23 protein-coding genes are annotated in these 24,731 nt (G+C 72.4%); 12 read left to right on the forward strand and 11 right to left on the reverse strand.

Translation table 11 applies throughout. The features are described 5' to 3' along the window. Positions 1-416 precede the first annotated feature (416 nt). Positions 417-1,802, forward strand: a complete 1,386-nt coding sequence (locus AB5J54_RS11445; RefSeq protein WP_369143813.1) for a cysteine desulfurase/sulfurtransferase TusA family protein — start codon at positions 417-419, stop codon at positions 1,800-1,802. 282 nt (positions 1,803-2,084) lie between these two features. On the opposite strand, the gene AB5J54_RS11450 is transcribed toward AB5J54_RS11445, so the two are convergent. After that, the gene (locus tag AB5J54_RS11450) at positions 2,085-3,059 is read right to left on the reverse strand and encodes a carbohydrate kinase family protein (RefSeq protein ID WP_369143814.1); all 975 of its coding nucleotides are present in this window, start codon (positions 3,057-3,059) and stop codon (positions 2,085-2,087) included. A 130-nt stretch (positions 3,060-3,189) separates the two neighbouring features. On the opposite strand from AB5J54_RS11450, the gene AB5J54_RS11455 reads away from it, so the two are divergent. Continuing rightward, on the forward strand, positions 3,190-3,396 hold the full coding sequence (locus tag AB5J54_RS11455; protein WP_369143815.1) for a hypothetical protein: 207 nt from the start codon (positions 3,190-3,192) through the stop codon (positions 3,394-3,396). A gap of 66 nt (positions 3,397-3,462) precedes the next feature. Continuing rightward, entirely contained in the window at positions 3,463-4,914 is a 1,452-nt protein-coding gene (locus tag AB5J54_RS11460) for a hypothetical protein (protein WP_369143816.1), read from the forward strand. 80 nt (positions 4,915-4,994) lie between these two features. Here the strand turns inward: AB5J54_RS11460 and AB5J54_RS11465 are convergent, their stop codons facing one another. After that, complete coding sequence (locus AB5J54_RS11465) at positions 4,995-5,351, reverse strand: iron-sulfur cluster assembly accessory protein (RefSeq protein ID WP_018848827.1); 357 nt, start codon at positions 5,349-5,351, stop codon at positions 4,995-4,997. A 247-nt stretch (positions 5,352-5,598) separates the two neighbouring features. On the opposite strand from AB5J54_RS11465, the gene nadA reads away from it, so the two are divergent. Beyond that, positions 5,599-6,777: a quinolinate synthase NadA gene (gene nadA / locus AB5J54_RS11470; RefSeq protein ID WP_369143817.1), complete on the forward strand. Its 1,179-nt coding sequence runs from the start codon at positions 5,599-5,601 to the stop codon at positions 6,775-6,777. Positions 6,778-6,849: 72 nt separating this feature from the next. Here the strand turns inward: nadA and AB5J54_RS11475 are convergent, their stop codons facing one another. The 5 genes from AB5J54_RS11475 to AB5J54_RS11495 form a co-directional block, all read right to left on the reverse strand. Then, positions 6,850-9,963 (reverse strand): efflux RND transporter permease subunit, encoded by a 3,114-nt coding sequence (locus tag AB5J54_RS11475; protein ID WP_369143818.1) that lies wholly within the window; start codon positions 9,961-9,963, stop codon positions 6,850-6,852. A 160-nt stretch (positions 9,964-10,123) separates the two neighbouring features. Continuing rightward, positions 10,124-10,813 carry a response regulator gene (locus tag AB5J54_RS11480; RefSeq protein WP_369143819.1) on the reverse strand — a complete coding sequence of 230 codons (690 nt, stop codon included), beginning with the start codon at positions 10,811-10,813 and terminating at the stop codon, positions 10,124-10,126. Beyond that, positions 10,810-12,066, reverse strand: coding sequence for a sensor histidine kinase (locus AB5J54_RS11485; protein ID WP_369143820.1), 1,257 nt, complete (start codon positions 12,064-12,066; stop codon positions 10,810-10,812). Before AB5J54_RS11485 ends, AB5J54_RS11480 begins: the two co-directional genes overlap by 4 nt. Before the next feature lie 293 nt (positions 12,067-12,359). Beyond that, a complete protein-coding gene (locus AB5J54_RS11490; protein WP_369143821.1) occupies positions 12,360-12,638 on the reverse strand; it encodes a hypothetical protein in 279 nt (92 codons plus the stop codon). A gap of 24 nt (positions 12,639-12,662) precedes the next feature. Then, positions 12,663-13,457, reverse strand: coding sequence for a PspA/IM30 family protein (locus tag AB5J54_RS11495; RefSeq protein WP_369143822.1), 795 nt, complete (start codon positions 13,455-13,457; stop codon positions 12,663-12,665). Positions 13,458-13,730: 273 nt separating this feature from the next. Here AB5J54_RS11495 and AB5J54_RS11500 point away from each other — a divergent pair, with 273 nt between their 5' ends. From AB5J54_RS11500 to AB5J54_RS11510, 3 genes are all read left to right on the forward strand, one after another. Beyond that, entirely contained in the window at positions 13,731-14,336 is a 606-nt protein-coding gene (locus tag AB5J54_RS11500) for a DUF3043 domain-containing protein (RefSeq protein WP_369143823.1), read from the forward strand. A gap of 65 nt (positions 14,337-14,401) precedes the next feature. Then, the gene (locus AB5J54_RS11505) at positions 14,402-15,178 is read left to right on the forward strand and encodes a class I SAM-dependent methyltransferase (RefSeq protein ID WP_369143824.1); all 777 of its coding nucleotides are present in this window, start codon (positions 14,402-14,404) and stop codon (positions 15,176-15,178) included. Between the two features lie 64 nt (positions 15,179-15,242). Further along, complete coding sequence (locus tag AB5J54_RS11510; RefSeq protein WP_369143825.1) at positions 15,243-16,310, forward strand: S1C family serine protease; 1,068 nt, start codon at positions 15,243-15,245, stop codon at positions 16,308-16,310. A gap of 266 nt (positions 16,311-16,576) precedes the next feature. Here the strand turns inward: AB5J54_RS11510 and AB5J54_RS11515 are convergent, their stop codons facing one another. Beyond that, positions 16,577-16,783, reverse strand: coding sequence for a hypothetical protein (locus AB5J54_RS11515; protein WP_351186224.1), 207 nt, complete (start codon positions 16,781-16,783; stop codon positions 16,577-16,579). Positions 16,784-16,874: 91 nt separating this feature from the next. Here AB5J54_RS11515 and AB5J54_RS11520 point away from each other — a divergent pair, with 91 nt between their 5' ends. The 4 genes from AB5J54_RS11520 (at position 16,875) to AB5J54_RS11535 (ending at position 21,762) form a co-directional block, all read left to right on the forward strand. Continuing rightward, positions 16,875-18,077 carry a bifunctional adenosylcobinamide kinase/adenosylcobinamide-phosphate guanylyltransferase gene (locus AB5J54_RS11520; protein ID WP_369143826.1) on the forward strand — a complete coding sequence of 401 codons (1,203 nt, stop codon included), beginning with the start codon at positions 16,875-16,877 and terminating at the stop codon, positions 18,075-18,077. 38 nt (positions 18,078-18,115) lie between these two features. Next, positions 18,116-19,192: a nicotinate-nucleotide--dimethylbenzimidazole phosphoribosyltransferase gene (cobT, locus tag AB5J54_RS11525; protein ID WP_369143827.1), complete on the forward strand. Its 1,077-nt coding sequence runs from the start codon at positions 18,116-18,118 to the stop codon at positions 19,190-19,192. Positions 19,193-19,300: 108 nt separating this feature from the next. Continuing rightward, a complete protein-coding gene (locus tag AB5J54_RS11530) occupies positions 19,301-21,052 on the forward strand; it encodes a phosphatidylglycerol lysyltransferase domain-containing protein (RefSeq protein ID WP_369143828.1) in 1,752 nt (583 codons plus the stop codon). Further along, positions 21,049-21,762: a hypothetical protein gene (locus tag AB5J54_RS11535; RefSeq protein ID WP_369143829.1), complete on the forward strand. Its 714-nt coding sequence runs from the start codon at positions 21,049-21,051 to the stop codon at positions 21,760-21,762. Before AB5J54_RS11530 ends, AB5J54_RS11535 begins: the two co-directional genes overlap by 4 nt. Here the strand turns inward: AB5J54_RS11535 and AB5J54_RS11540 are convergent. After that, a complete protein-coding gene (locus AB5J54_RS11540) occupies positions 21,699-22,466 on the reverse strand; it encodes a hypothetical protein (RefSeq protein ID WP_369143830.1) in 768 nt (255 codons plus the stop codon). The two genes, AB5J54_RS11535 and AB5J54_RS11540, sit on opposite strands and share 64 nt — an antisense overlap. Before the next feature lie 67 nt (positions 22,467-22,533). On the opposite strand from AB5J54_RS11540, the gene cobS reads away from it, so the two are divergent. After that, the gene (gene cobS, locus AB5J54_RS11545) at positions 22,534-23,298 is read left to right on the forward strand and encodes an adenosylcobinamide-GDP ribazoletransferase (protein WP_369143831.1); all 765 of its coding nucleotides are present in this window, start codon (positions 22,534-22,536) and stop codon (positions 23,296-23,298) included. Here cobS and AB5J54_RS11550 read toward each other — a convergent pair. Together AB5J54_RS11550 and AB5J54_RS11555 are read right to left on the reverse strand one after the other, a co-directional pair. Continuing rightward, positions 23,295-24,110 (reverse strand): endo alpha-1,4 polygalactosaminidase, encoded by an 816-nt coding sequence (locus AB5J54_RS11550; protein ID WP_369143832.1) that lies wholly within the window; start codon positions 24,108-24,110, stop codon positions 23,295-23,297. The genes cobS and AB5J54_RS11550 overlap by 4 nt on opposite strands. Continuing rightward, positions 24,107-24,727, reverse strand: a complete 621-nt coding sequence (locus AB5J54_RS11555; RefSeq protein WP_369143833.1) for a spherulation-specific family 4 protein — start codon at positions 24,725-24,727, stop codon at positions 24,107-24,109. The genes AB5J54_RS11550 and AB5J54_RS11555 overlap by 4 nt, the downstream gene beginning before the upstream one ends. Positions 24,728-24,731 lie beyond the last annotated feature (4 nt).

The following is a 24,731-nucleotide window of genomic DNA, read 5'->3' on the forward strand; positions in this document are numbered from 1 at the left end:
GTTGGTCGGCCACGGCCGTCCGTCTCGCTGGTCGGTCGCCGCCCCGGCCGCGGGCAGGGGTTTGGATGTTTATGCGGACCAAACCCTACTGGACGCTATTTGGGGTCGCGCGGGGAGGGTGCCCAACGCGCCGTCCGAGTCCCCGAAGGGGTGGACTCCAGCCTTCCGGAGGGGGGTCGGGAACGCCCGTTCGGCGGTCTGACGGTGCGCCGGGGCGGTGTTCTGACGGGGGCTCATCGGGGAGCCGAGGCCGGTCGCGAGCTGAGGCCCCGTCGCGGGATCAGGCCCCGTCTTGCGCCGGGGCCCGGGCCGAGGAGGGGCTCGTCGCGCGCCGGGGCCCGGGCCGAGGAGGGGCTCGTCGCGCGCCGGGGTCCCCGGAGCCGTGGTGGTGGATCGGCGCGTTCTACGGTGGGTGGATGCCGTACTTCGACGCCGCGTCCGCCGCTCCCCTGCACCCCGTCGCCCGTCAGGCCCTGCTCGCCTCCCTGGACGAGGGCTGGGCCGACCCGGCCCGGCTCTACCGGGAGGGGCGGCGGGCCCGGCTGCTGCTCGACGCCGCCCGGGAGGCCGCGGCGGAGGCCGTGGGGTGCCGCCCGGACGAGCTCGTATTCACTCCTTCGGGGACGCGCGCGGTTCACGCCGGAATCTCCGGCGCGCTCGCGGCGCGTCGGCGTGTCGGGAACCGGCTCGTGGTCTCCGCGGTCGAACACTCCTCCGTCCTGCACGCGGGAGAGACGCACACGGCGGCGGGCGGCACGGTGACCGAGGTGCCGGTGGGCCGCTCGGGCGCGGTGGACGCGTCCGCGTTCGCCGCGGCGCTCGCATCCGGCACGGCCCTGGCCTGCCTCCAGTCCGCCAACCACGAGGTGGGGACCGAGCAGCCGGTGGCCGAGGTCGCCGAGGCCTGCCGGGCGGCGGAGGTGCCGTTGCTCGTGGACGCGGCCCAGTCGCTCGGCTGGGGTCCGGTGGACGGCGGCTGGTCGCTGCTCACGGCGAGCGCGCACAAGTGGGGCGGCCCGGCGGGCGTCGGCCTCCTCGCGGTGCGCAAGGGCGTCCGGTTCGCGCCCCAAGGCCCGTCGGACGAACGGGAGTCGGGCCGGGCGCCGGGCTTCGAGAACCTGCCGGCCATCGTGGCGGCGGCGGCCTCGCTGCGGGCCGTCCGGGCGGAGGCGGCCGCCGAGGAGGCGCGACTGCGGGCCCTGGTGGACCGGATCCGGGCACGGGTGCCGGAGCTGGTGCCGGACGTGGAGGTGGTGGGCGACCCGGTGCGCCGGCTCCCCCACCTCGTCACCTTCTCCTGCCTGTACGTCGACGGGGAGACGCTCCTTCACGAGCTGGACCGGGAGGGTTTCTCCGTTTCGTCCGGTTCGTCGTGCACGAGTTCGACGCTGACCCCCAGCCATGTGCTGCGCGCGATGGGGGTGCTGAGCGAGGGGAACGTCCGGGTGTCCCTGCCGGCCGGCACGACGGAGGAGGACGTGGACCGCTTCCTCGCCGTGCTCCCGGGGGTGGTGGCGGGCGTACGGGAACGGCTCGGCGCCCCCGGAGCCGTACCGACCGCCCCGGCGTCCTCGGGCTCCCTCGTCGTGGACTCCCTGGGCAAGCGCTGCCCGATCCCGGTGATCGAGCTGGCGAAGGTGATCGGTGAGGTGCCGGTGGGCGGGACGGTGACGGTGCTGTCGGACGACGAGGCGGCGCGGCTGGACATTCCGGCGTGGTGCGAGATGCGGGGGCAGGAGTACGTGGGCGAGTCGCCGTCGCCTCGGGGCGGGGTGGCGTACGTGGTCCGCCGCGTGTCGTAACCGTCCGGCCCACGCGCCGTGTGGGCAATCGTCCCGCTGGGCGATGGGGGTCCCCCCTGCTCCCACCCTCCCGCGGCGCCTCCGTCTTCCGCGCACTGACCCGCACCGACCGCGGCGGCGCACATCCGGTGCGGGTTCAGGCGCGGAAGCCTCTGGCGCCGGCAAGGCGCGGGTCCGTTGTGCCCACCCGTTCCGCCCTGGGGGCACCTCCCGGACGAAGTCTGGGGGAGGAACGATTGCCCACAACGGGGTGGGCGGCGCCCACAACGGGGCGGCGGGGGCTCAGACGAGGTGGGTGTGGACCTCGTTCGCCGCGTCCTCGCCGTACGCCTTCGTGAAGCGCTCCATGAAGTTCGCCCGCCGCAGCGTGTACTCCTGCGTCCCCAGCGTCTCGATGACCAGCGTCGCCAGCATGCAGCCCACCTGCGCGGCGCGCTCAAGGCCGACACCCCACGACAGACCCGTCAGGAAGCCCGCGCGGAACGCGTCGCCGACGCCGGTCGGGTCGACCTTGGCCGTCTCCTCGGGGCAGCCGACCTCGATGGGCGTCTCGCCGACCCGCTCGATGCGCACGCCGCGCGAGCCGAGCGTGGTGACGCGGTGGCCGACGCGGGAGAGGATCTCCGCCTCGGTCCAGCCGGTCTTGGACTCGATGAGCCCCTTCTCGTACTCGTTGGAGAAGAGGTACGTCGCGCCGTCGAGCAGCGTACGGATCTCCTCGCCGTCCATCCGCGCGATCTGCTGCGAGAAGTCGGCCGCGAAGGGGATCTCGCGGGTCTTGCACTCCTCGGTGTGGCGGAGCATCGCCTCGGGGTCGTCGGCGCCGATGAGGACGAGGTCGAGGCCGCCCACGCGGTCGGCGACGGCCTTGAGCTCGATCAGCCGGGCCTCGCTCATGGCGCCGGTGTAGAAGGAGCCGATCTGGTTGTGGTCCTTGTCGGTGGTGCAGACGAAGCGCGCCGTGTGCAGGACCTCGGAGATCCGCACCGAGCCGGTGTCGACGCCGTGCCGGTCGAGCCACGCGCGGTACTCGTCGAAGTCGTAGCCGGCCGCGCCGACCAGGATCGGGTTGCCGCCGAGCTGCCCCATGCCGAAGCAGATGTTGGGGCCGACGCCGCCCCGGCGGACGTCGAGGTTGTCGACGAGGAAGGAGAGGGACACCGTGTGGAGCTGGTCGGCCACCAGCTGGTCGGCGAACCGGCCGGGGAAGGTCATGAGGTGGTCGGTGGCGATGGAGCCGGTGACTGCGATACGCACGGCGGGGCGCTCCTGCGGGAAGGCGGTAATGACAGTTCACGCTACCGGGTGGGGCGCGCCCTGCCGAACAGTGGAAACTACCCCAGAGTAGGCCTTTTCCCCGGAGTGGTGTGGTGCATACGGTGCGCCCATGACCACCTACCCCGCTCCCCGTGAGCGACACGAGTCCGAGTTGAGCCTCGCCCAGCTGCGCGGGGACGGCGCTCGGATGGCCCCCCACTGGGTCACCCCGGTCTCCCCCAAGCCCCTCCCGGTCTCGCCCGCGTCGATCCACGGGGTCGTCGTTCCGGCGGCCTCGGCCCGGCTGATCGACGCCACCGCCGAGTACGGCGGCTGACGGACGGAACCGTCCGCCCCTCCGCTCCGTCCCATCGGCGTCCGGTCGAGACGAGGGAGCTTTGCGGTGAGCGGTACGGAGAACGTGCGGAGGCGACGGAACGTCCTCGCCGCCTCGGTGGCGGCGGGTGTGCTGCTCGCCGGGGGCGGCGGCGTCTATCTGGCGGTGGCGGCGACATCGCCGGGCACGGCGACTCCGGCCGCGAAGGCCGGCGACTCGCTCGGGACGCCCCCGCCGCTGCGCCTGGAGAGCGGTGGTGACGGCGGTACGGGAGGCGGTCCCGGTATCGCGCCCGGTGAGCCCGACCCGGGCGGCGGATCGAACGGGACGGTCTACAAAGCCAAGGGCCCCCTCCCCCAAGGGCCCTCCTCGGCCGCGGTCCACCGGCCCGAGGGCCTGGTCACCTCGGCCGAGGTGACCAGGCTGGCCGAAGCGCTCGGCATCGAGGGCCGGCCCTCCCTCGTCGGGGACGTCTGGACGATCGGGCCCGAGAAGGACGCTTCGGGGCCGCGCCTCGACGTGGCCCGGAAGGCGCCCGGGAGCTGGTCGTACTCCTGGTTCGACGGCGGCCCGGTCGGCGACACCTGCCTCAAGGGCAAGGCCTGCCCGCCGCCCGGAGAGGCGAAGCCCTCGCGGGGCGGTTCACCGGTGAGCGAGGCCGCGGCGAAGGCGGCGGCCGCCCCCGTCCTGAAGGCGATCGGCCAGGACGACGCGAAGGTGACGGCGACCCAGGTCATGGACGGTTCGGTGCGGGTGGTCAACGCCGATCCGGTGGTGGACGGGCTGCCGACCTACGGCTGGTCGACGGGGCTGCACATCGGCCCGGACGGCCGGGCGGTCGCCGGGAGCGGGACGCTCAAGGAGCCGGTGAAGGGGGACACGTACCCGGTGATCGGGGCGGCGAAGGCGCTCGCGGAGCTGAACGAGGACTCGAAGGGGACGGGCCCGGTCGGCATCGGCGGCTGCGCGACCGACCCGCCGGCCGGGGCGCAGGTCGAGGGCGACGGCAAGGACGATCCGGTCGCGCCCTGCCGGTCGCGCGTGGACGAGGCGCCGCCGACCGAGGTCCCGGTGACGGCCGCCGTCTTCGGTCTGGCCGCCAAGGACGTGGCGGGCGAGCGGCTGCTCGTGCCCACCTGGCTGTTCACGGCGGACCCGGTCGACGCGGCGCCGTACACGGTGACGGAGACGGCGGTGGCCCCGGAGTACCTGGCGCCGCCGGTGAAGCCCGCGCCGGACGAGGGCACGGCGCCGGTCCGGCAGATCCAGTCGTACCGGACGGCGGAGGACGGCCGGAAGCTCTCGGTCACCTTCTGGGGCGGGGCGTGCAGCACGTACACCGCGAAGGCCGTGGAGACCCCGGAGAAGGTGACCGTGCGGATCGACGAGAAGTCCGACCCCGGGGTGGCGTGCATCATGATCGCGAAGGAGATCACGCTGACCGTGCCGCTGCAGAGCCCGCTGGGCGACCGGACCGTGGTGGACGCGGCGAGCGGCCAGACCGTTCCGCGGCGCTGAGCGGGCGGCCGGCCCCGGATACGCGTGAGGGCGGCGGCCCCGGGATTCCCCGGGCCCGCCGCCCTCACGCACGTACAGGCTTAGCTGAACGAGTCGCCGCAGGCGCAGGAGCCCGTGGCGTTCGGGTTGTCGATGGTGAAGCCCTGCTTCTCGATCGTGTCGACGAAGTCGATCGACGCGCCGCCCAGGTACGGGGCGCTCATGCGGTCGGTGACGACCTTGACGCCGTCGAAGTCCTTCACGACGTCGCCGTCGAGCGAACGCTCGTCGAAGAACAGCTGGTAACGCAGGCCGGAGCAGCCGCCGGGCTGAACGGCGACGCGCAGGGCCAGGTCGTCACGGCCTTCCTGGTCGAGGAGGGCCTTGACCTTGGCCGCGGCGGCGTCGGACAGGAGGATGCCGTCGCTGACAGTGGTCTTCTCGTCCGATACGGACATCTGCTTCTCTCCCGGTGGTGTACGGAGACTGCTTGCCGACGGTTGCAACCGACGGTGCCCCGGATTCATTCCGGGCCGAGTGGGGTCTTCCCTCTTTCATGCTCGCACACCATGTCCAGGAGCGCGGACAGCGAATTCGTCACATCGACACTATGGCCATCGTCATCCTGACGTGAAGCGGTTATGATAGATAGCGTCATTTCGACGAAAAGCGTTTCCCGAAGACCCCGAAGAAAGGGTGCGTGACGTGACCACCGCCCAGCCCCTGGATGTGCAGCCGACGCCGCTCGCCCTGCTCCTGCTCGGTCGCGAAGCCGACCCGAAGAGCGAGCGCGGTGTGGAGTGTCCCGGCGACCTGCCGTCGCCCTCCGACCCGGACCTCGTGGAGCGCGCCCGCGCCGCGAAGGAGAAGCTCGGGGACAAGGTCTTCGTGCTCGGCCACCACTACCAGCGCGACGAGGTCATCCAGTTCGCCGATGTGACCGGCGACTCCTTCAAGCTCGCGCGCGACGCCGCCGCCAAGCCGGAGGCCGAGTACATCGTCTTCTGCGGTGTCCACTTCATGGCGGAGTCGGCCGACATCCTCACCGGCGACGACCAGAAGGTCGTCCTGCCCGACCTCGCGGCCGGCTGCTCGATGGCCGACATGGCCACCGCCGAGCAGGTCGCCGAGTGCTGGGACGTGCTGACCGAGGCCGGCATCGCCGACCAGGTCGTGCCCGTCTCGTACATGAACTCCTCGGCCGACATCAAGGCCTTCACCGGCAAGCACGGGGGCACGATCTGCACCTCGTCCAACGCCGAGCGGGCCCTGAACTGGGCCTTCGAGCAGGGCGAGAAGGTGCTCTTCCTGCCGGACCAGCACCTCGGCCGCAACACCGCCGTCCGCGACATGGGCATGTCCCTGGACGACTGCGTGCTCTACAACCCGCACAAGCCGAACGGCGGTCTCACCGCCGAGGAGCTGCGCGCCGCCAAGATGATCCTGTGGCGGGGCCACTGCTCGGTGCACGGCCGCTTCTCGCTGGACTCGGTGAACGACGTCCGCGAGCGCATCCCGGGCGTGAACGTGCTCGTCCACCCCGAGTGCAAGCACGAGGTCGTCGCCGCCGCGGACCACGTGGGCTCGACCGAGTACATCATCAACACCCTGGAGGCGGCCCCGGCCGGTTCCAAGTGGGCGATCGGCACCGAGCTGAACCTCGTCCGCCGACTGGCGAACCGTTACGCCGACCAGGGCAAGGAGATCGTCTTCCTCGACAAGACGGTCTGCTTCTGCTCGACGATGAACCGCATCGACCTCCCGCACCTGGTGTGGACCCTGGAGTCCCTGGCCGAGGGCAACCTCGTCAACCAGATCCAGGTCGACAAGGAGACCGAGAGCTTCGCCAAGCTCGCGCTGGAGCGGATGCTGGCTCTGCCGTAACGGTTCTCCCGTACATACGCCGAAGGGGCGCCCCACGAGCTCGTGGGGCGCCCCTTCCTCATGCCGTACGGATCAGGCGCCCAGGACGTCCAGAATGCTGTCGATGCCGTCGGCGACGTCCGCTGCGGCCTTCCCCGCCTTCTTCAGCCTCCGGCGCTCCTTGCGGAGCTCCACCATCGCGTAGAGCGTCGGGACGAGCAGCAGGGTCAGCAGCGTCGAGGTGATCAGACCGCCGATCACCACCACGGCCAGCGGCTTCGCGATGAAGCCGCCCTCGCCGGTGACGCCGAGCGCCATCGGGAGCAGCGCGAAGATCGTCGCCAGAGCCGTCATCAGGATCGGGCGCAGACGGTGCCGGCCGCCCTCGATCACCGCTTCGACGACGCCCAGGCCCTGGGCCCGGTACTGGTTGATCAGGTCGATCAGGACGATGGCGTTGGTCACCACGATGCCGATCAGCATCAGCATGCCGATCATCGCCGGGACGCCCATGGGCGTGCCCGTGGCGACGAGCAGACCGATGGCGCCGGTCGCCGCGAACGGGATGGAGACCAGCAGGATCAGCGGCTGGATCAGCGAGCGGAAGGTCGCGACCAGGAGCATGAAGACGATCGCGACGGCCGCGAGCATCGCCAGGGCCATGCTGCTCGCCGCCTCGGCCTGGTCCTCGGAGACACCGCCGATGGAGGCGGTGGCGCCGTCCGGGAGGTCGAGGCCGTCGATCTTCTTCTGGAGCGCCGCGCTGACCTCACCGGTGTTGTCGGTGGTCGGCTTGGCCGTGATCGTCGCCGCGCGGGCGCCGTCGATCCGGGTCATGGAGACCGGTCCCGCGACCAGCTCGACGGTGGCGACGTCGCCCAGCTTCACCGGGCCGAGCGGCAGCGCCTTCAGCTCGGCCAGGGTGGTGGCCGGCTTCGCCGAGGTGATCAGGACGTCCCGCTCGGTGTCGTCGAGGGTCGCCTTGGCGGCCGGGATGCCGCGTACGGCCTGGGAGACGACCATGCCGAGGGTGGTGTCGTCGAAGCCCGCGTCGGCGGCCTTCTCGTTGGCCTTCACCGAGATCCGGGGCACCGACTGCGACAGGTCGCTCTGGACGTCGGTGACGTCCTTCAGCTCCGCCACCGCGTTCTTGACCTGCTCCGAGGCCTTCTTCAGGACCGTCGGGTCGCCGGCCTTGACGACCACGCTCAGATCCTGGCTGCCGAAGCCGTCACCGGCCGCGATGGAGGTGTCGCCGATGCCGTCGAGCCGGCCGAGCGCCGCGTCGATCGCGTCGCGGGTCTTCTCGTACGAGGCGGAGTCCTCCAGGGTCACCTGGAAGGAGGCCTGGTTGGAGCCGGTGCCGCCGCCGAAGGCCGCCATGAAGCCGGAGGAGCCCACGGTGACCTGGTAGTCCTTGACGCCCTCGGTGTCGGCGAGGACCTTCTCGATCTTCTTCGCGGCCTCGTCGGAGGCGGCGAGGCTGGTGCCGGGCGCCAGCTTCTGCTTGACCGTCAGGACCTGCTGCTCGCCCTGGTCGAAGAAGTTGGTCTTCAGCAGACCGCCCATCCCGAAGGTGCCGAAGAGCACCACGAGGGCGATGACCACACTGGTGAGGCGGCGCCGGGTCGCGAACCGCAGCACCGGCACGTACGCGCGCTGCAGCCGGCTCCTGTTCTCCTTCTCCTCGGCCAGCCTGCGGGCCTCCTCCGGGTCCTCCGGGGTGCCCTTGGGGGCGCGCAGGAACCAGTACGAGAGGACCGGCACGACCGTGAGCGAGACGAGCAGCGACGCGAGGAGCGCGGCGGTGACGGTCAGGCTGAACGAGCCGAAGAGTTCGCCGATCATGCCGCCGACCAGACCGATCGGCAGGAAGACGGCGACGGTGGTGAGCGTCGAGGAGGTGACCGCGCCGGCGACCTCCCGGACCGCCGTGACGATCGCGGCCTGGCGCTCCTCGCCGTAGCCGAGGTGCCGCTTGATGTTCTCCAGGACCACGATCGAGTCGTCGACGACCCGGCCGATGGCGATGGTGAGCGCACCGAGGGTCAGCACGTTCAGCGACAGGTCACGGGTCCACAGCACGATGAGGGCGAGGACGACCGACAGCGGGATGGAGACCGCGGTGACCAGGGTGGAGCGCAGCGAGGCGAGGAAGACCAGGATGACGAGGACGGCCATGACGAGGCCGAGCGCGCCCTCCGTGGTGAGGCCGGAGATCGACTTGGCGACGGCCGGGCCCTGGTCGGAGACCACGGTCAGCTCGGCGCCCGCGCCGAGGTCCTTGCGCAGCTGGGGCAGCTTGTCCTGGACCGCGTCGGAGATGGCGACGGCGCTGCCGTCCTTGTCCATGGTGGCCATCACGGCGAGGCTGGGCTTGCCGTCGGTGCGGGTGATGGAGACGCGGCGCGACTCCTCCTGCTGAACGGTGGCGACGTCGCCGAGACGGACCGCCTTGCCCTTCTCGGGCTTGATCCGCAGGTCCTCGATCTGCCGGAGCGAGGTGTAGCCGCCGCCGACCTGGACGGTGCGGCTCTTGCCGGCCTCCGAGAAGGCGCCGGCGGGCATGGTGCCGCCGCCGTTCCTGATCGCCTCGGAGAGCTTCATCGGGCTCAGGCCGGCCGCCGCGAGCTTGCGGTCGTCGGGCGTGACGGAGACCTGGAGGTCCTGCACCCCGTCGACGGTGACCTGGGCGACGCCCTCGATGTCCTCGAGGACCGGGACGACGGTCTTCTCCAGCTGGTCGGCGAGCGCCTGCTGGTCCTTGTCGGAGGTGACGGCGAGGACGACGGTCGGGATGTCGTCGGTGGAGCCGGCCACCACCTGCGGGTCGACCGAGTCGGGCAGCGTGGCCCGGGCCCGGTTCACGGCCTGCTGGACGTCGGCGACGAGCTGCTTGGTCCCCTCGTCCCCGTAGTCGAAGCTGGCCATGATGACGGCGCTGCCCTCGGAGGCGGTGGACGTGATGCCCTTGATGCCGTCGACGGCCTTGAGGTTGTTCTCGATCGGCTGGACCACCTGCTTCTCGACCACGTCGGGCGAGGCGCCCTGGTACGGGGCGAGGATCGAGACCATCGGGAGCTCGATCGAGGGGAACAGCTGCTGCTTCAGCTGCGGGATCGCGATCACTCCGAAGAGGAGCGCGACGAGGGACATCAGCCCGATCAGGGCCCGTTGCGCGAGGCTGAATCTGGACAGCCAGGACATGGGGACTCTCTTCTGTGGCGTACTCGGCGGCCGGACACCCTCAGGGGTCCCCAGGGGTGTCCGCTTATACGATCAGCCACGCGAAGGGCCCGATCCTCGGCCCCCGGGCCCAATTCCTTATGCCGCGCATACCGCGTCTGGAGTACGCCCGCCCCTCGGGTCACTCCACCCTTGGGCGTACGAGCCCCGACTCGTAGGCCGTGACCACCAGCTGCGCCCGGTCGCGGGCGCCGAGCTTGGCCATGGTCCGGTTGACATGCGTCTTCACGGTGAGCGGGCTGACGTCGAGCCGCTCGGCGATCTCGTCGTTGGAGAGACCGCCCGCGACGAGGACGAGGACCTCCCGCTCCCGGGCGGTGAGCGCGCCGAGCCGCTCGGAGCGCGCCCCGGCGCCTTCGCCGACGGGCTCCGCGCCGGAGCCCTGTGCGAGGAAGGTGGCGATCAGGCCCTTGGTGGCGGCCGGGGAGAGCAGCGCCTCCCCGGCGTGCGCGATCCGGATCGCGCCGAGGAGCTCCTCCGGTTCGGCGCCCTTGCCGAGAAAGCCGGAGGCGCCGGCGCGCAGCGACTGCACGACGTACTCGTCGACCTCGAAGGTGGTCAGCATGACGATCCGTACGTCCGCGAGCTCGGGATCGGCGGTGATCATCCGGGTGGCGGCGAGGCCGTCGGTGCCCGGCATCCGGATGTCCATGAGGACGACGTCGGGCCGCGTGGCACGGGCGAGCGCGACCGCCTCGGCGCCGTCGGGCGCCTCCCCGACGACCTCCATGTCGGCCTCGGAGTCCACCAGGACCTTGAAGGCGCTGCGGAGCAGGGCCTGGTCGTCGGCGAGCAGTACCCGGATCGTCATGTGCGGTCCTCCCCCGTGCGGGACGTCACCGGCAGTATCGCCTGGACGCGGAAACCGCCGCCGTAGCGGGGGGCGGCGGTGAGGGTGCCGCCGAGCGCCCCGACCCGCTCCCGCATGCCGAGCAGTCCGTGGCCGCCGACCGGGGGCTGCTCGGAGGCCTGCGGCGGGACCGTCCGGGGCGTGCCGTTGTCGAGGACGGTGATCTCGACCGTACGGCCCACCCGGACGATGCTCACCTCGGCCTTCGCGTCCGGGCCCGCGTGCTTGCGGACGTTCGTCAGTGCCTCCTGCACGATCCGGTACGCGGCGAGGTCGACGGTCGCGGGCAGCGTCAGGCCCTCGTCGGCGCGGGCCAGGGCGACCGGGAGACCGGCCTTGCGGAAGCTGTCCAGCAGCCCGTCGAGGACGGCGAGGCCCGGGGCGGGCTCGGTGGGGGCCTCCGGGTCGCCGGACTGGCGGAGGAGGCCGACGGTGGCGCGCAGCTCGTCCAGGGCGGACCGGCTGGCCTCGCGGACGTGCGCGAGGGCCTCCTTGGCCTGGTCGGGGCGCTTGTCCATGACGTGGGCGGCGACGCCGGCCTGGACGTTCACCAGGGCGATGTGGTGGGCGACGACGTCGTGGAGGTCGCGGGCGATCCGCAGCCGCTCCTCGGCGACCCGGCGCCCGGCCTCCTCCTCGCGGGTCCGCTCGGCCCGCTCCGCGCGCTCCCGGATCGCGTCGACGAAGGCGCGGCGGCTGCGGACGGCGTCCCCGGCGGCCGCGGCCATGCCGGTCCAGGCGAAGACGCCGAGGTTCTCCTGCGCGTACCAGTGGGTCGGCCCGAAGACCATGGCCGCGGCGGTCAGCACCGCCATCGTGACGAGACCGACCCGCCAGGTGGTGGGGCGGTCGGTGCGGGAGGCGACCGTGTAGAGCGCGACGACGGCGCTCATCGCGATCGGGGCGGGGCGGTTGTCGTTGACGAGTTCGAAGAGGCTGATCGTGACGGTGAAGGCGAGCACCGCGAAGGGGCTGCGGCGGCGCATCACGAGGGCGGCCGCCCCCGCGATCATGATCAGCACGCTCCACACGTCGGGGCTGTGGTCCCCGAACGTCGGCCCGTCCGGGCTGCCGTGCGGGTCGGTGAACGACCCGGCGATCATGGCGACGAGCGCGCCGGCGGCGATGGTCGCGTCGAACGCGAGCGGGTGCGCGCGGAACCAGTCACGGAGACGGGCGTAGAGGGTGCCGGTGGCGGGGCCGGTGGGGGTCACGGGAGACAACGGTACGGGGCCGTTGTGGGACGCCCGTTGTGGGCAGGCGTTCCGCCGGGGCGATGGGGGTCCCCCTGCTCGAGCGAAGCCGAGAGCTTGGGGGAGGGTGGGCACAACGGACGGCGCCCTTGCCGGCGCCAGAGGCTTCCGTGCCTGGACCCGCACCCCTGGTGACGGCACGCTCGTGGTGCGGGTCAGGGCGCGGAACGCGGAGGCGCCGCTAGGGGCGCCGTCCCGTGTGCCCACCCGTCCCGCCCTGCGGGACGATTGCCCACACGGGCAGGGCGCGGGTGTCAGCCGGGGATCAGGCCGTCGTCCGAGAGCATCGCCCGGACCTCCTCCAGGCCCGCGTCAGGCGCCGGGAGGATCAGCTCCGAGGGCTCCAGGGCGTCGTCCGGCAGCGGGGCGCCGAGGCGGCGGACCGCGTCGAGGAGGGCGCCCAGCGTGCGCCGGAAGCCGTCCTCGTCCCCCGCCTCCAGCTCCGCGAGCAGCTCGTCGTCCAGCTTGTTGAGCTCGACGATGTGGCTGTCGGCCAGCGTCAACTGGCCCTCCCCCATGATCCGTACGATCATGACGCGTCCTGTCTGTCGCCGAGGCTACTTCTCGAAGCGCGGGTGCTGCTGCTGAGTGCGGTCCTGCGGCGCGGCCGCGCCGCCGCCCTCGATGGCCTGCTGCTGCGACGAGGGACCCCCGGCCAGCTCGGCCTTCATCCGCTGGAGCTCCAGCTCGACGTCCGTGCCGCCGGACAGCCGGTCCAGCTCCGCCTGGATGTCGTCCTTGGCCAGGCCCGACTGGTCGTCGAGCGCGCCCGAGGCGAGCAGCTCGTCGATCGCGCCGGCGCGCGCCTGGAGCTGGGCGGTCTTGTCCTCGGCCCGCTGGATCGCCAGACCGACGTCGCTCATCTCCTCCGAGATGCCGGAGAAGGACTCGGCGATCCGGGTCTGCGCCTGGGCCGCCGTGTAGGTCGCCTTGATGGTCTCCTTCTTGGTGCGGAAGGCGTCCACCTTGGCCTGGAGACGCTGGGCGGCGAGGGTGAGCTTCTCCTCCTCGCCCTGGAGCGTCTGGTGCTGCACCTCCAGGTCGCTGACCTGCTGCTGGAGCGCGGCCCGCCGGGACAGCGCCTCGCGCGCCAGGTCCTCGCGGCCGAGGGCGAGGGCCTTGCGGCCCTGGTCCTCCAGCTTGGCGGACTGGCCCTGCAGCTGGTTCAGCTGGAGTTCGAGCCGCTTGCGGGAGGTGGCGACGTCGGCGACGCCCCGCCGCACCTTCTGCAGCAGCTCCAGCTGCTTCTGGTAGGAGTAATCGAGCGTCTCGCGCGGATCCTCGGCCCGGTCAAGGGCCTTGTTCGCCTTCGCGCGGAAGATCATCCCCATACGCTTCATGACACCGCTCATGGGCTTCGCGCGCCCCCTTCTGACGGACTCGGCTCCAGCTCTTCAACAGGATCCACACTACGGGCCCTGTCTCCATTACCGCACTGTTCGGAGCGGGATGCGCTCCTCCCCAAGGACGACTGCGCGGGGTGTTCCCTCCCGCGCAGGGAGTAGACGGATCTCCGGGAGACCCCCGCCCCGCCCTTCGTACCTACCGCCCAAGACGCAGTCCGTTAGCGGATCGTTCCCGCCCAGCATGGGGTTCATGCCCGCCACCCCGTACCCTTGGGTTTTGTGTTCCGTAGCCGTTCGAAGGACGAGAAGGCCCCCACCGACAAGGTGACGGCGGACCTCTCCACCAAGCAGCCCCGCGACCCCGAGGCCCCCAAGGGCCGCCCGACCCCGAAGCGGAGCGAGGCGCAGACCCAGCGCCGCCGCGCCGCGACGGTGCCGACCGACCGCAAGGAGGCCGCCAAGCGCCAGCGCGAGGCACGCCGCTCGGACCTGGCCCGTCAGCGCGAGGCGCTGGCCAGTGGCGACGAGCGTTACCTGCCGCCCCGCGACAAGGGTCCGGTCCGCCGTTTCGTGCGCGACTTCGTCGACTCGCGGTTCGCGATCGCCGAGTTCTTCCTGCCGATGGCCGTGGTGATCCTCGTGCTGTCGCTGTTCGGCAACGCCAACCGGTCGCTGCAGAACATCTCCCTGCTGCTCTGGCTCGGTGTGATCATCCTGATCGTCATCGACTCGATCGGCATCTGGATCCGCCTGCGGAAGCAGCTCAACGAGCGCTTCCCGAACGAGCCGAAGCGCGGCGCCATCGCCTACGGCCTGATGCGCACGCTTCAGATGCGCCGACTGCGTCTGCCGAAGCCGCAGGTCAAGCGCGGAGAGCGGCCCTGAGCGCCGACAGCTCGGAGTTCGACGGGCGCGCGTTCGGCGAAGCCACGTCGGAGTCGGGCGGCCCGGTGCTGCCCGTCGTCGCCCACTGGCCCGCCGGTCCCGGCGGGCTGCGGGACACCATCCGGCAGGAGATCATCGCCCGTCAGCTCGACGAGCAGATAACCAGCCGCTACCCGGTGGGGCAGCGACTGCGGATCCTCGACGCGGGCATGGGGCAGGGCACCCAGGCCCTGCGCCTGGCCCGGGCCGGACACACCGTGACCGGATTGGAGGCCGACCCCGACCTCCTGAAGGCGGCCCGTGAGTCGCTGGCGACGGAGCCCGCCGGGATCCGCGAGCGGGTCCGGATGATCGAGGGCGACGGGCGCGAGACCGGGGTGCACTTCCTGCCCGGCAGCTTCGACGTGGTGCTCTGCCACGGCGTCCTCATGTACGCGGACGAGCCCGACGCGCTGCTCGCGGGCCTGGCACGGATGCTGGCCCCCGGCGGCCTGCTGTCCCTGGTGGTGCGGAACGCGGAGGCCCTGTCCATGCGGCCGGGGCTCGCCGGGGACTGGTCGGGGGCGCTCGCCGCCTTCGACTCGGACGTCTACACGGACGACAACGGCGTGAAGGTGCGGGCCGACCGGCTCGACGCGCTCACGGCGACGCTCGCGGGGATCGCGGCGCCGCTGCACGCCTGGTACGGGGTGCGGGTCTTCACGGACGACGTCCCCGCCGAGGCGGGGCTGCCCGCCGCCGAGGAGCTGGACCGGCTGCTCGCCGCCGAGGACCGGGCGGGGCGGACGGATCCGTACCGGCGGATCGCGGCGCTGCTGCATCTGTGCGGGGTACGCGGCTGACGACGCACGCCTGATCGGGTGCGCTCGCCGGGCCCGGGCCGGGACGGAATCGGATACTCCGGACATGGACGCCGTATCCCGTGCCCGCCGCCGCCTCCTCCTTCCGTTCACCGCCGGGGCCTGCGCCCTCGCGCTGGTCGGCGGCTGCTCCTCCGGCGGGGACGCCGCCGCCCCGGAGCGTTCCACCCAGGCGGCGGCGCCGCTCGCCGCCAACGAGCTCCAGGACGACTACCAGGCCGTCATCAGGAACGTCCTGCCCTCGGTCGTGCAGATCGAGGCGTCGAACAGCCTCGGCTCCGGGGTCGTCTACGACGCCAAGGGGCACATCGTCACCAACGCGCACGTCGTCGGCGAGGAGAAGTCCTTCAAGGTCACGGCGGCCACCGGCGGGCAGCCCGTGACGGCGCGGCTCGTCTCCTCGTACCCCGAGCAGGACCTCGCGGTGCTCAAGCTGGACACCGTGCCGAAGGGGCTGAAGGCGGCGACGTTCGGCAACTCGGCCACCGTCGACATGGGTCAGATCGTCCTCGCGATGGGCTCCCCGCTGGGCCTGTCCGGCAGCGTGACCCAGGGCATCGTCTCCGCCACCGGCCGGACGGTCAGCGAGGGGCGGACCGGGGGCGGGACGGGCGCGACGATCGGGAACATGGTCCAGACGTCCGCCGCGATCAATCCCGGCAACAGCGGGGGCGCCCTCGTGAACCTCGACAGCGAGGTCATCGGCATCCCGACGCTCGCCGCGACCGATCCCGAGCTGGGCGGGGGCTCGGCGCCCGGCATCGGCTTCGCGATCCCCGCGTCGATGGTGAAGACGGTCGCCGGCCAGATCGTCAGGAGCGGCAAGGTGACGGACTCCGGCCGGGCCGCCCTGAACATCACCGGCCGCACGGTCCTCGACGACAACTACGAGCCGGCGGGCGTGGCGGTGGTCGAGGCGCCTTCGGACGGGGCGGCGGGGAAGGCGGGCCTGAAGCCGGGCGATGTGATCACGCGCGTCGGCGACATGGACATCACGACGATCACGTCGCTGTCGGAGGCGCTGGCGTCGATGAAGCCGGGGGACGTGGTGACGGTGGTGTACACGCGCGGCACGACGACGCACAAGACCCAGGTCACGCTGGGCGAGCTGTAGCCCCGCGCGCCCGCGTGTGGGGCCCGCGCCCGTGTGGGCAATCGTCCCGCAGGGCGGGACGTGGGCACACGGGACGGCGCCCTCTCGCGGCGCCCCCGCGTTCCGCGCCTGGACCCGCGCCCCGAGCGGCGGTGCACACGGGGTGCGGGTCAAGGCGCTGAAGCCTCTGGCGCCGGCAAGGGCGCCGTTCCGTTGTGCCCACCCGTTCCGCCCCTTGCGGAACGCCTGCCCACAACGGACGGAAGCGCGCCCACAACGGGGGGTGCTCAGCCCTCCGCGTTCAGGGGCATCGGGCCGTAGATCTTCGCCCCGTCCTCCGACAGCGTCACCTGGTCCGCGCCTCCGCCCAGGAGGTCACGCCAGTTCTCGCCGAGCCAGCTCTCCGCGTCGCCCTGGGTGGTGAACTCCTCGGGGGTCACCACCGGCTCGACCTCGGTGCCGTCGGACTTCTCGAACCGCCACGTCCATGCCATGCAAGCCTCCTGGCGCTCACCGGATGATCGGTTTCCTGCCCGCAGCGTAGCCGGGCGCGCACGCCTCGCGGTGGCGCGGGAGGATCTGAGGGTGGAACTGACTCTGCTCGGCACCGGCGCCCCGCTCGGACTCCCCCGCCCCGACTGCCCCTGCGCCGTGTGCGCGCTGTCCCGTGGGGGGCGGGCGAGGGCTGCGACCTCGCTGCTCGTGGACGGGGCCCTGTTGCTCGATCTGACCCCCGGGGCCGCCCTCGCGGCCGCCCGGTCGGGGCATTCGTTGGTGGGAGTGCGGCAGGTGCTGCTCACGCATCCGCATGACGGGCCCGCCGTGGAAGTGCCCGCCGGGCTTCCCACTGCCGGGCGCGTCCCGGACGGACGCGAGTTGACGCTGATCAGCGGGCACCGGGTGCGGGCGGTCCCGATGGACTCCCCGGGGACCGGGTACGAGGTGACCTCGGCCGACGGGGAGCGGTTGCTGTATCTGCCGCCCGGGGGCGCGCCCGCGGGGATCGGGGACGAGCACCGCGCGCCGTACGACATGATCGTCGCCGATGTCACCGGGCGGCCGGACGGCCTGGCCCGGCTGCGGTCGACGGGAGCGATCGGCCCGGCGACCGAGGTGATCGCGGTGCACCTGGACCATGACGCGCCGGCGGGCGCGGAGCTGGACCGGCGGCTCGCGGCGGCGGGGGCGCGGGCGGTGCCGGACGGGACGACGCTGTACATCGGCGACTACCACGAGGTGCCGGAGGTGCCCCGGCGGACGCTGGTGACGGGCGGGGCCCGGTCGGGGAAGTCGGTGGAGGCCGAGCGGCGTCTGGAGACCTTCCCCGAGGTGCTGTACGTGGCGACGGGCGGGACCAGGGAGGGCGACCCGGAGTGGGCCGAGCGGGTGGGGCTGCACCGGGAGCGGCGGCCGGCCTCGTGGCGTACCGCCGAGACCTGCGAGCTCGTACCGCTGCTCGCGGAGGACGGTCCGGCGCTGCTGATCGACTGTCTGTCGCTGTGGCTGACGGATGCCATGGACCGGGTGGATGCCTGGGACGACGAGCGGTGGCGGGACGGCGGGCAGGCGGCGCTGCGGGAGCGGACGGCGGAGCTGGTGGCGGCGGTGCGGGCGACGGGCCGCACGGTCGTGACGGTGACGAACGAGGTCGGCTCGGGGGTGGTGCCGGCGACGGCGGCGGGGCGGCGGTTCCGGGACGAGCTGGGCCGGCTGAACGCGGCCTTCGCGGACGAGTGCGAGGAGGTCGTCCTCGTGGTCGCGGGTCAGGCCCTGGTGCTGCGCGGGTAGGGTGCGATCACCGAATTGGCTGTCACTAGGCGGAACCCTTGAACCTCGACGACTTCTCCGATCTGATCGAGCGCCCCGACGGCGGGATACGGCGTGATGCCGAGGAGCGCCGGGAGCGGCTGACCGTGCCGCCGGGGGCGCTGGGCCGGCTCGACGAGCTGGGCGAGTGGCTGTCCGCGGCCCAGGCCTCGGTCAAGGTGCGGGCGATCGAGCAGCCGAAGGTCGTGCTGTTCGCGGGCGACCACGGGGTGGCCTCGCTCGATGTGTCGGGCCGCGCGGCGGGTACGGCGCACGAGCTGGTGCGCGCGGTGCTGGACGGGGCGAGCCCGGTGGCCGTGCTGGCCCGTTCGATGGGTGTGCCGGTACGGGTCGTGGACGCCGGTCTGGACTGCGATCCGGAGCTGCTGCCCGCCGAGGTGGTACGGCACCGGGTGCGGCGCGGCAGCGGCCGGATCGACGTGGCGGACGCGCTGACGGCCGAGGAGACCGAGGCGGCGGTCCGGCTCGGGATCGCGATCGCGGACGAGGAGGCGGACTCGGGCACCGATCTGGTGGTGCTCGGGGATCTGAGCGTCGGCGGCACGACGCCGGCGTCGACGCTGATCGCGGCGCTGTGCGGGACGGACGCCTCGGTGGTGACCGGCCGGGGCGGTGCCGGGATCGACGATCTGGCGTGGATGCGCAAGTGCGCGGCGATCCGGGACGCGCTGCGGCGGGCCCGGCCGGTCCTGGGTGACCAGCTGGAGCTGCTCGGGGCGGTCGGCGGGGCGGACCTGGCGGCGATGACCGGGTTCCTGTTGCAGGCGTCGGTGCGGCGGATGCCGGTGATCCTGGACGGTGTGGTGGGCGCGGCCTGTGCCCTTGTGGCGCAGCGGGCGGCGTTCCGGGCGCCGGACTGGTGGCTGGCGGGTCAGGTGAGCGGGGAGCCGGCGCAGGCGAAGGCGCTGGACCGGATGGCGCTCAGCCCGCTGCTCGATCACGGCGTCCACGTGGGTGAGGGAACCGGGGCATTGCTCGCACTTCCCCTCGTCCAGGCCGCGGCGGCGTTCGCCGCGGAGCTGCCCGAGCGTCCGGATCCGACCACTCCGGATGCCGAGGACGCGGCGGAGGGCTGAGCGGGGGCGGAACGGAACGACTGAGGTCGGAGGCGGTCACGCGCGACGCGCGCGTGGCCGCCTTCGGCGTCTCCGCATGGCATGCGATGCCCCATATGATCCCTTTTCATGGGAGAAGTCCGCTTGCCTGCCGAAGCAGCACCCCGGGGCACGACCGCCCGTTCGCGTCGCAGCGCCGCGTTCGCCGTCTGGTACCTGCGCGTCGTCACGTTCATCAATTTCCTCGGCGCCGTCTGGGTCTCCTTCGGACAGGACCTGCGCCGCCACAACGAGGACAACTACTTCACCCCCTACCTGCTCACCGCGGGCTTCGCCTCGGGGGTCTTCACGCTCTTCCTGGCGATCACCATGCGGCGCCGCAAACGGGCCGCGTGGATCCTCAACATCGTGCTCAGCGGCCTCTTCCTGCTGCTCTTCGCCCTCGTGATGTTCTTCCCGGAGATCCGGCAGCACGCCCAGAACTGGATCTCGCTGGTCCTCACCGCCGCGTTCGTGCTCGCGCTGCTCCTCGGCCGCAAGGAGTTCTACGCGAAGGGCGACCGCTCCAACCCGAAGCTCGCGGCCGGGGTGGCCGTGGGCGGACTGCTCGTCACCTCGCTGCTCGCCGCCGTCCTGGTGACCGTCACCACCGAGTCCACCGGCTCCACCTTCCTGGAGCGCTGGAAGTACGGCGTGATGCGGCTGGTCACACTGGCCTCCGACGGCTCCGGCATCCACCCGCCCGGCTGGGTCGACGTCACCATCAACATCATGTCCACGCTGCTGCTCTTCGCGGTGCTCTTCGCGGCCTTCCGCTCCCGGCGGGCCGTCGACCCGCTGACCGCGGAGGACGAGGACCGGCTCCGGGTGCTGCTCGACAAGCAGGGCGAGCGGGACTCCCTCGGCTACTTCGCGCTGCGCCGCGAGAAGAGCGTCGTGTGGTCGCCGAGCGAGAAGGCGGCCATCGCCTACCGGGTGGTCGGCGGGGTCTCGCTCGCCTCCGGCGATCCGATCGGCGACCCCGAGGCCTGGCCGGGCGCCATCGAGCCCTGGCTCACCGAGGCGCGCGAGCACGGCTGGATCCCGGCGGTGATGGGCGCGAGCGAGGAGGCCGGGGTCATCTACGCCCGGCACGGTCTGGACGCCCTGGAGCTGGGCGACGAGGCGATCGTGGAGACCGACGAGTTCACCCTGGACGGCCGGGCCATGCGCACCGTCCGGCAGGCCTTCAACCGGGTCAAGCGGGCCGGGTACGAGGTCCGCATCCGGCGCCACGAGGACATCCCGGCCGACGAGATGGCCGAGCTGCTCCGCAAGGCGGACGACTGGCGCGACGGGGCCACCGAGCGGGGCTTCTCGATGGCGCTGGGCCGGCTCGGCGACCCCCGGGACGGCCGCTGTGTGATGCTGGAGTGCACCGACGAGAAGGGCGAGCTGCGGGCCCTGCTGTCCTTCGTCCCCTGGGGGCCGAAGGGGCTCTCGCTGGACCTGATGCGCCGCGACCGGGACTCCGAGAACGGCCTGATGGAGTTCATGGTCATCGAACTTCTGCAGCGCGCCAAGGAGATCGGGATCACTCAGGTCTCACTCAACTTCGCGATGTTCCGCTCCGTCTTCGAACGTGGCTCGAAGCTCGGGGCGGGACCCGTGCTGCGCATGTGGCGTTCACTGCTCAGCTTCTTCTCCCGCTGGTGGCAGATCGAGTCGCTGTACCGCGCCAACGCCAAGTACCGACCGATCTGGGAGCCCCGATTCATGCTCTTCGAGAAGAGTGCGGACCTGCTGCGCATCGGCCTCGCCGCCGGTCGGGCCGAGGGCTTCCTGGAGGCCCCCGGTCTGCCGAAGTGGCTGCACCGCAGGCATCTGGAGAGCAGCCGTTGAGACAGGCAGTGAGGGAGTTCGCCCACCGCGAGTGGGGGCCGCTGTTCAGCACCGTACGGACGGCGCTCGTCACGAAGAAGTGGAGGGCGGCTCCCCTGACGCTGGGCGCCGTCTGCCTCACCTCCCTCTTCCAGATCGTGCAGAACCAGGACTGGGGCTATCAGCCGGTCCAGGACATCGGTTCCGTACGGGCCGAGGACCCGCTGTGGCTCGCGCTGCTCCGGACCCCGCTCTCGCTGTTCGTGCCCGCGCTCGACCTGCCCGTGTGGGGCGCCCTGGCGCAGGTCCTGCTGGTCTTCGGGATCGCCGAGATCTGCGTGGGGCGGTGGCGGACGCTCGGCATCGCGTACCTCGCCACCGTCGTCGGCACGCTCTACGCGCGCGTGGGCATCGCGCTCGGCCCGGACAGCCCGTTCGGGCTGCCCGCCTCGGACGCGCTGGTGGTGGACACCGGCCCCTCGGCGGCGGTGGTGGGCCTCGCCGTGTACGTGTGCTGGCGCTACCGGGCGTACTGGACCGGCGGGCTCGTGGTCGTCGCGATGGTCGTCGAGGTGATCGTCAAGACGAACCTGGCGGGCAAGGAGCACCTGGCGGCGATCGCCGCCGTCCTCGTCCTGATCGCGGTCGAGGCCCGGCGCGGACGCGGTCAGGACGGCGGGGTCGAGCCGCGCCCGGGGACGCGCTCCTGGAAGCCGCCGATCAGGTCCTGAACGCGGCGCCGGACCTTGGTCCAGCGCCTGTCGTGGCGGTACGTACGGATCCGGGAGCGGGCCCTGGCCCGGTGGCGGTTCCGGTAGAAGCGCCTGGACCACCAGGAGCCCGGGCGGGCCAGCCGGACGGCGCCGACGATCGCCACGAACGGGACGAGGGCCCCGAACACGGCCATCCGGAACTTCCCCTTCACCAGGGTGACCAGGATGAGGAGGAAGTTCAGCGCGAGGGTCAGGATGAAGGTGACCCGGTCCTGCTGCTCCTCGGCGGTCATGTCGTTGACGCCGAGCGGCGAGAAACCGCTGAGCGTGAGCCCCACGAGGGCGGTGGTGAGCACGACCACCTCGACGCTCTTGCGGCCGTCCTCCGACCAGTACACGTCGTCGAGATGGAGGATGAGCGCGAACTCGTCCAGGACGAGCCCCGCGCCGATCCCGAACACGACCGCGAAGATCGCCCCGCCGGCGCCGTGCCGGTCGCTGGCCACGGCGCCGAAGCCGCCGAGGATCGTGAGGACGACGCCCGGCACGACGTGATGGATGTGGACGCCTCCGGAGGAGACGTTCCGGAAGGGCCCCTTCCCCGCCCGGATGAGCCGGGTGACGGTGCGGGTGACCAGGAATGTCAGGACGAAGGAGGTCAGAGCGAGCAGCATCGGAAGCTTGCCCGGCTCGACGATGTTGCGGGAGAACCAGTGACCCATGCCACCCCGTTCCGATATGCGCGGTATGCGCAATCTACCGTCCCGGGGCGGCGATTACCCTGCCCGGATGGACGGCCTGCGTTTCGCCTTCGGGACCCTCACCGTGTTCCCCGCCCGCATCACCCGCTGGGACCGGGACGCGGCGCGCGCCGGCATGCTCTCGGCCCCGCTCGCCGGCCTGGCCGTCGGGCTCTGCTCCGCCGCGGCCGGCGGTCTCTTCCTGCTGCTCGGCTCGGGCCCGCTGCTCGCGGCCGTCGCCGCCACCGCCGTCCCCGCCCTGCTCACCCGGGGCCTGCACCTCGACGGCCTCGCGGACACCGCCGACGGCCTCGGCAGCGCCAAGCCGGCCGAGGACGCGCTGCGCATCATGAAGCAGTCGGACATCGGCCCGTTCGGCGTCATCGCCCTCGTCCTCGTGCTGCTCGCCCAGGTCGCCGCGCTGTACGAGCTGTACGGGGAGGGCTGGGCGCACGGCACCGTCGCCGCCGCCCTCGCCGCCACCGTCGCCCGCCTCGCCCTCACCCACGCCTCCCGGCACGGCGTCCCGGCCGCCCGCCCCGAGGGCCTCGGCGCGATCGTCGCCGAGACGGTCCCGACCCGGTCCGCGACCCTCACGACCGCCCTGGTCCTGGTCCTCTGCGCCACGGCGGGCCTCCTGCTCTCCCCGTACGACGCCGTCCGCTCGGTCCTCGCGGCCGGTGCGGGCCTCGGTGCGGCGGCGGTGCTGCTCCGGCGGTGCGTGCGGCGCTTCGGCGGGGTGACGGGCGATGTGTTCGGCGCGGTGGAGGAGACGGCGGCCACGGCGGCGCTGATCGCGCTGACGCTGGGTTAACCGCCGGACCGGCAGGGCTCGCGCCACGCGTCGAGCGCGTACCGCTTCCGCATCGAGCTGAGGCCCAGCTTCCTCGCCTGGGGGCAGAACTGGTCGGTCGTCCGTTCGTACTCGACGTGGAAGACGGCCTTGCCCGCCGCCACGAACGGCGCGAGACGGCCGCACTCGTCGTACTCGGCGCACTGCTCGTTGACCGCGAAGTCGAAGTCCGGGAGCAGCTTCGGGATCTGGTCCAGGTCGTTCTTGAGGCCGACCGCGAGGCCCCGGTCGTGGGCCATGGTCGCGATGAGGCGGTTGTAGCGGAGCTGGTCGGCGGCGGTGAGGGGGAATCCCGTGCGGTTCTTGTAGCCGTCCATGTTGTCGGGTTCGACGGCGTCGAAGCCCTTGTCCCGGCACATGTCGAGGCGCTTCGCCATGAGCGGTCCGAGGAGGTCGGTGCGGCGGATGTCGAGCCAGCGCTCGCCGTCCCAGCCGTTGCCCTCGCCGAGGAGGCCCTTCGGGAAGTCGTCGGCGTCGGGGCGGAAGTCCTCCCAGGCGCCCGTGGACAGATAGCAGATGACCTTGCGGCCGCGGCGGTGGAGGTCGGCGACGGTCGACGCGGGGTGGTCGAAGCCGTCGATGTCGTACACCGGGACGTCGACGGCCGGGTCGAGCCGGCCGCTGAGCTGCCACTGCCAGGCGAGACCGGGGGCGGGCCGCCAGCGCTGCTCCCCGGTGGTCTTCGGGTCGGGGGCGGGGTCGGGGCCGGGGGCCGCCGTACAGGCCGTGGCGAGCAGGAGGAGCCCCACGAGCGGCGGCAGCGGTCGTCTCATCGGGCGGGCTCCAGGAGGTGCGGAAGGGTGCCCCAGGGGTGGGCGCCGGTGCCGGGGACGGCGCAGTGCACCGGGGTGGCCGGGCGGAAGCCCGCGGGGGCGGCGTACACGAGGTGGCAGTAGTGGGCGGCGACCGGCAGGTCGAGGGTCCGGTACGTGTCCCAGGGGCCCTCGAAGGTGACGAGGAGGTCGGCCTGGGCCTCGTAGCCCGGGTCCGGGTGGGCGCCGTGGTTGAAGACGAGGGTCGCGGCCCCGGCGGCCCGGGCGGCGACCGCGATGCGGCGGTAGTGGGCGAGGGCGGCGGGCGCGGTCGCCACCTGGTCCAGGAAGGCGCCGTCGGCGCCGTACCAGTCGCGGTGGCGGAGCAGTTCGGCGACGGCCTCGGCGTGCGGGCGGCGGCCGTAGGCGGTGTCCACGTAGCCGAGGACCCGGACCCCGGCGGCCCGCAGCCGTGCGGCGGCCTCGGCGAACGCCGGGTCGGGCGCGGCACCGGCGCCGCTCGCCGGGTTGAGGACGACGCCGTACAGGGTCGGCGCCGCGTCGACGAGCGCCGACCAGGCCTCGGGGCGTTCGGCCGGGTGCTCGTAGTACGGCACCAGGAGGGAGGGGTTGGTCATGGCG

This window comes from Streptomyces sp. R44, from assembly GCF_041053105.1.
Classification (GTDB): domain Bacteria; phylum Actinomycetota; class Actinomycetes; order Streptomycetales; family Streptomycetaceae; genus Streptomyces.

Excerpts from the sequence above, each read along its gene's own strand:
- AB5J54_RS11445 (WP_369143813.1), top strand. The coding sequence starts at position 417 with ATGCCGTACTTCGACGCCGCGTCCGCCGCTCCCCTGCACCCCGTCGCC.
- AB5J54_RS11455 (WP_369143815.1), top strand. The coding sequence starts at position 3,190 with ATGACCACCTACCCCGCTCCCCGTGAGCGACACGAGTCCGAGTTGAGC.
- AB5J54_RS11465 (WP_018848827.1), bottom strand. The coding sequence starts at position 5,351 with ATGTCCGTATCGGACGAGAAGACCACTGTCAGCGACGGCATCCTCCTG.
- AB5J54_RS11475 (WP_369143818.1), bottom strand. The coding sequence starts at position 9,963 with ATGTCCTGGCTGTCCAGATTCAGCCTCGCGCAACGGGCCCTGATCGGG.
- AB5J54_RS11480 (WP_369143819.1), bottom strand. The coding sequence starts at position 10,813 with ATGACGATCCGGGTACTGCTCGCCGACGACCAGGCCCTGCTCCGCAGC.
- AB5J54_RS11490 (WP_369143821.1), bottom strand. The coding sequence starts at position 12,638 with ATGATCGTACGGATCATGGGGGAGGGCCAGTTGACGCTGGCCGACAGC.
- AB5J54_RS11495 (WP_369143822.1), bottom strand. The coding sequence starts at position 13,457 with ATGAGCGGTGTCATGAAGCGTATGGGGATGATCTTCCGCGCGAAGGCG.
- AB5J54_RS11510 (WP_369143825.1), top strand. The coding sequence starts at position 15,243 with ATGGACGCCGTATCCCGTGCCCGCCGCCGCCTCCTCCTTCCGTTCACC.
- AB5J54_RS11515 (WP_351186224.1), bottom strand. The coding sequence starts at position 16,783 with ATGGCATGGACGTGGCGGTTCGAGAAGTCCGACGGCACCGAGGTCGAG.
- AB5J54_RS11530 (WP_369143828.1), top strand. The coding sequence starts at position 19,301 with ATGGGAGAAGTCCGCTTGCCTGCCGAAGCAGCACCCCGGGGCACGACC.
- AB5J54_RS11540 (WP_369143830.1), bottom strand. The coding sequence starts at position 22,466 with ATGGGTCACTGGTTCTCCCGCAACATCGTCGAGCCGGGCAAGCTTCCG.
- cobS (WP_369143831.1), top strand. The coding sequence starts at position 22,534 with ATGGACGGCCTGCGTTTCGCCTTCGGGACCCTCACCGTGTTCCCCGCC.
- AB5J54_RS11550 (WP_369143832.1), bottom strand. The coding sequence starts at position 24,110 with ATGAGACGACCGCTGCCGCCGCTCGTGGGGCTCCTCCTGCTCGCCACG.
- AB5J54_RS11555 (WP_369143833.1), bottom strand. The coding sequence starts at position 24,727 with ATGACCAACCCCTCCCTCCTGGTGCCGTACTACGAGCACCCGGCCGAA.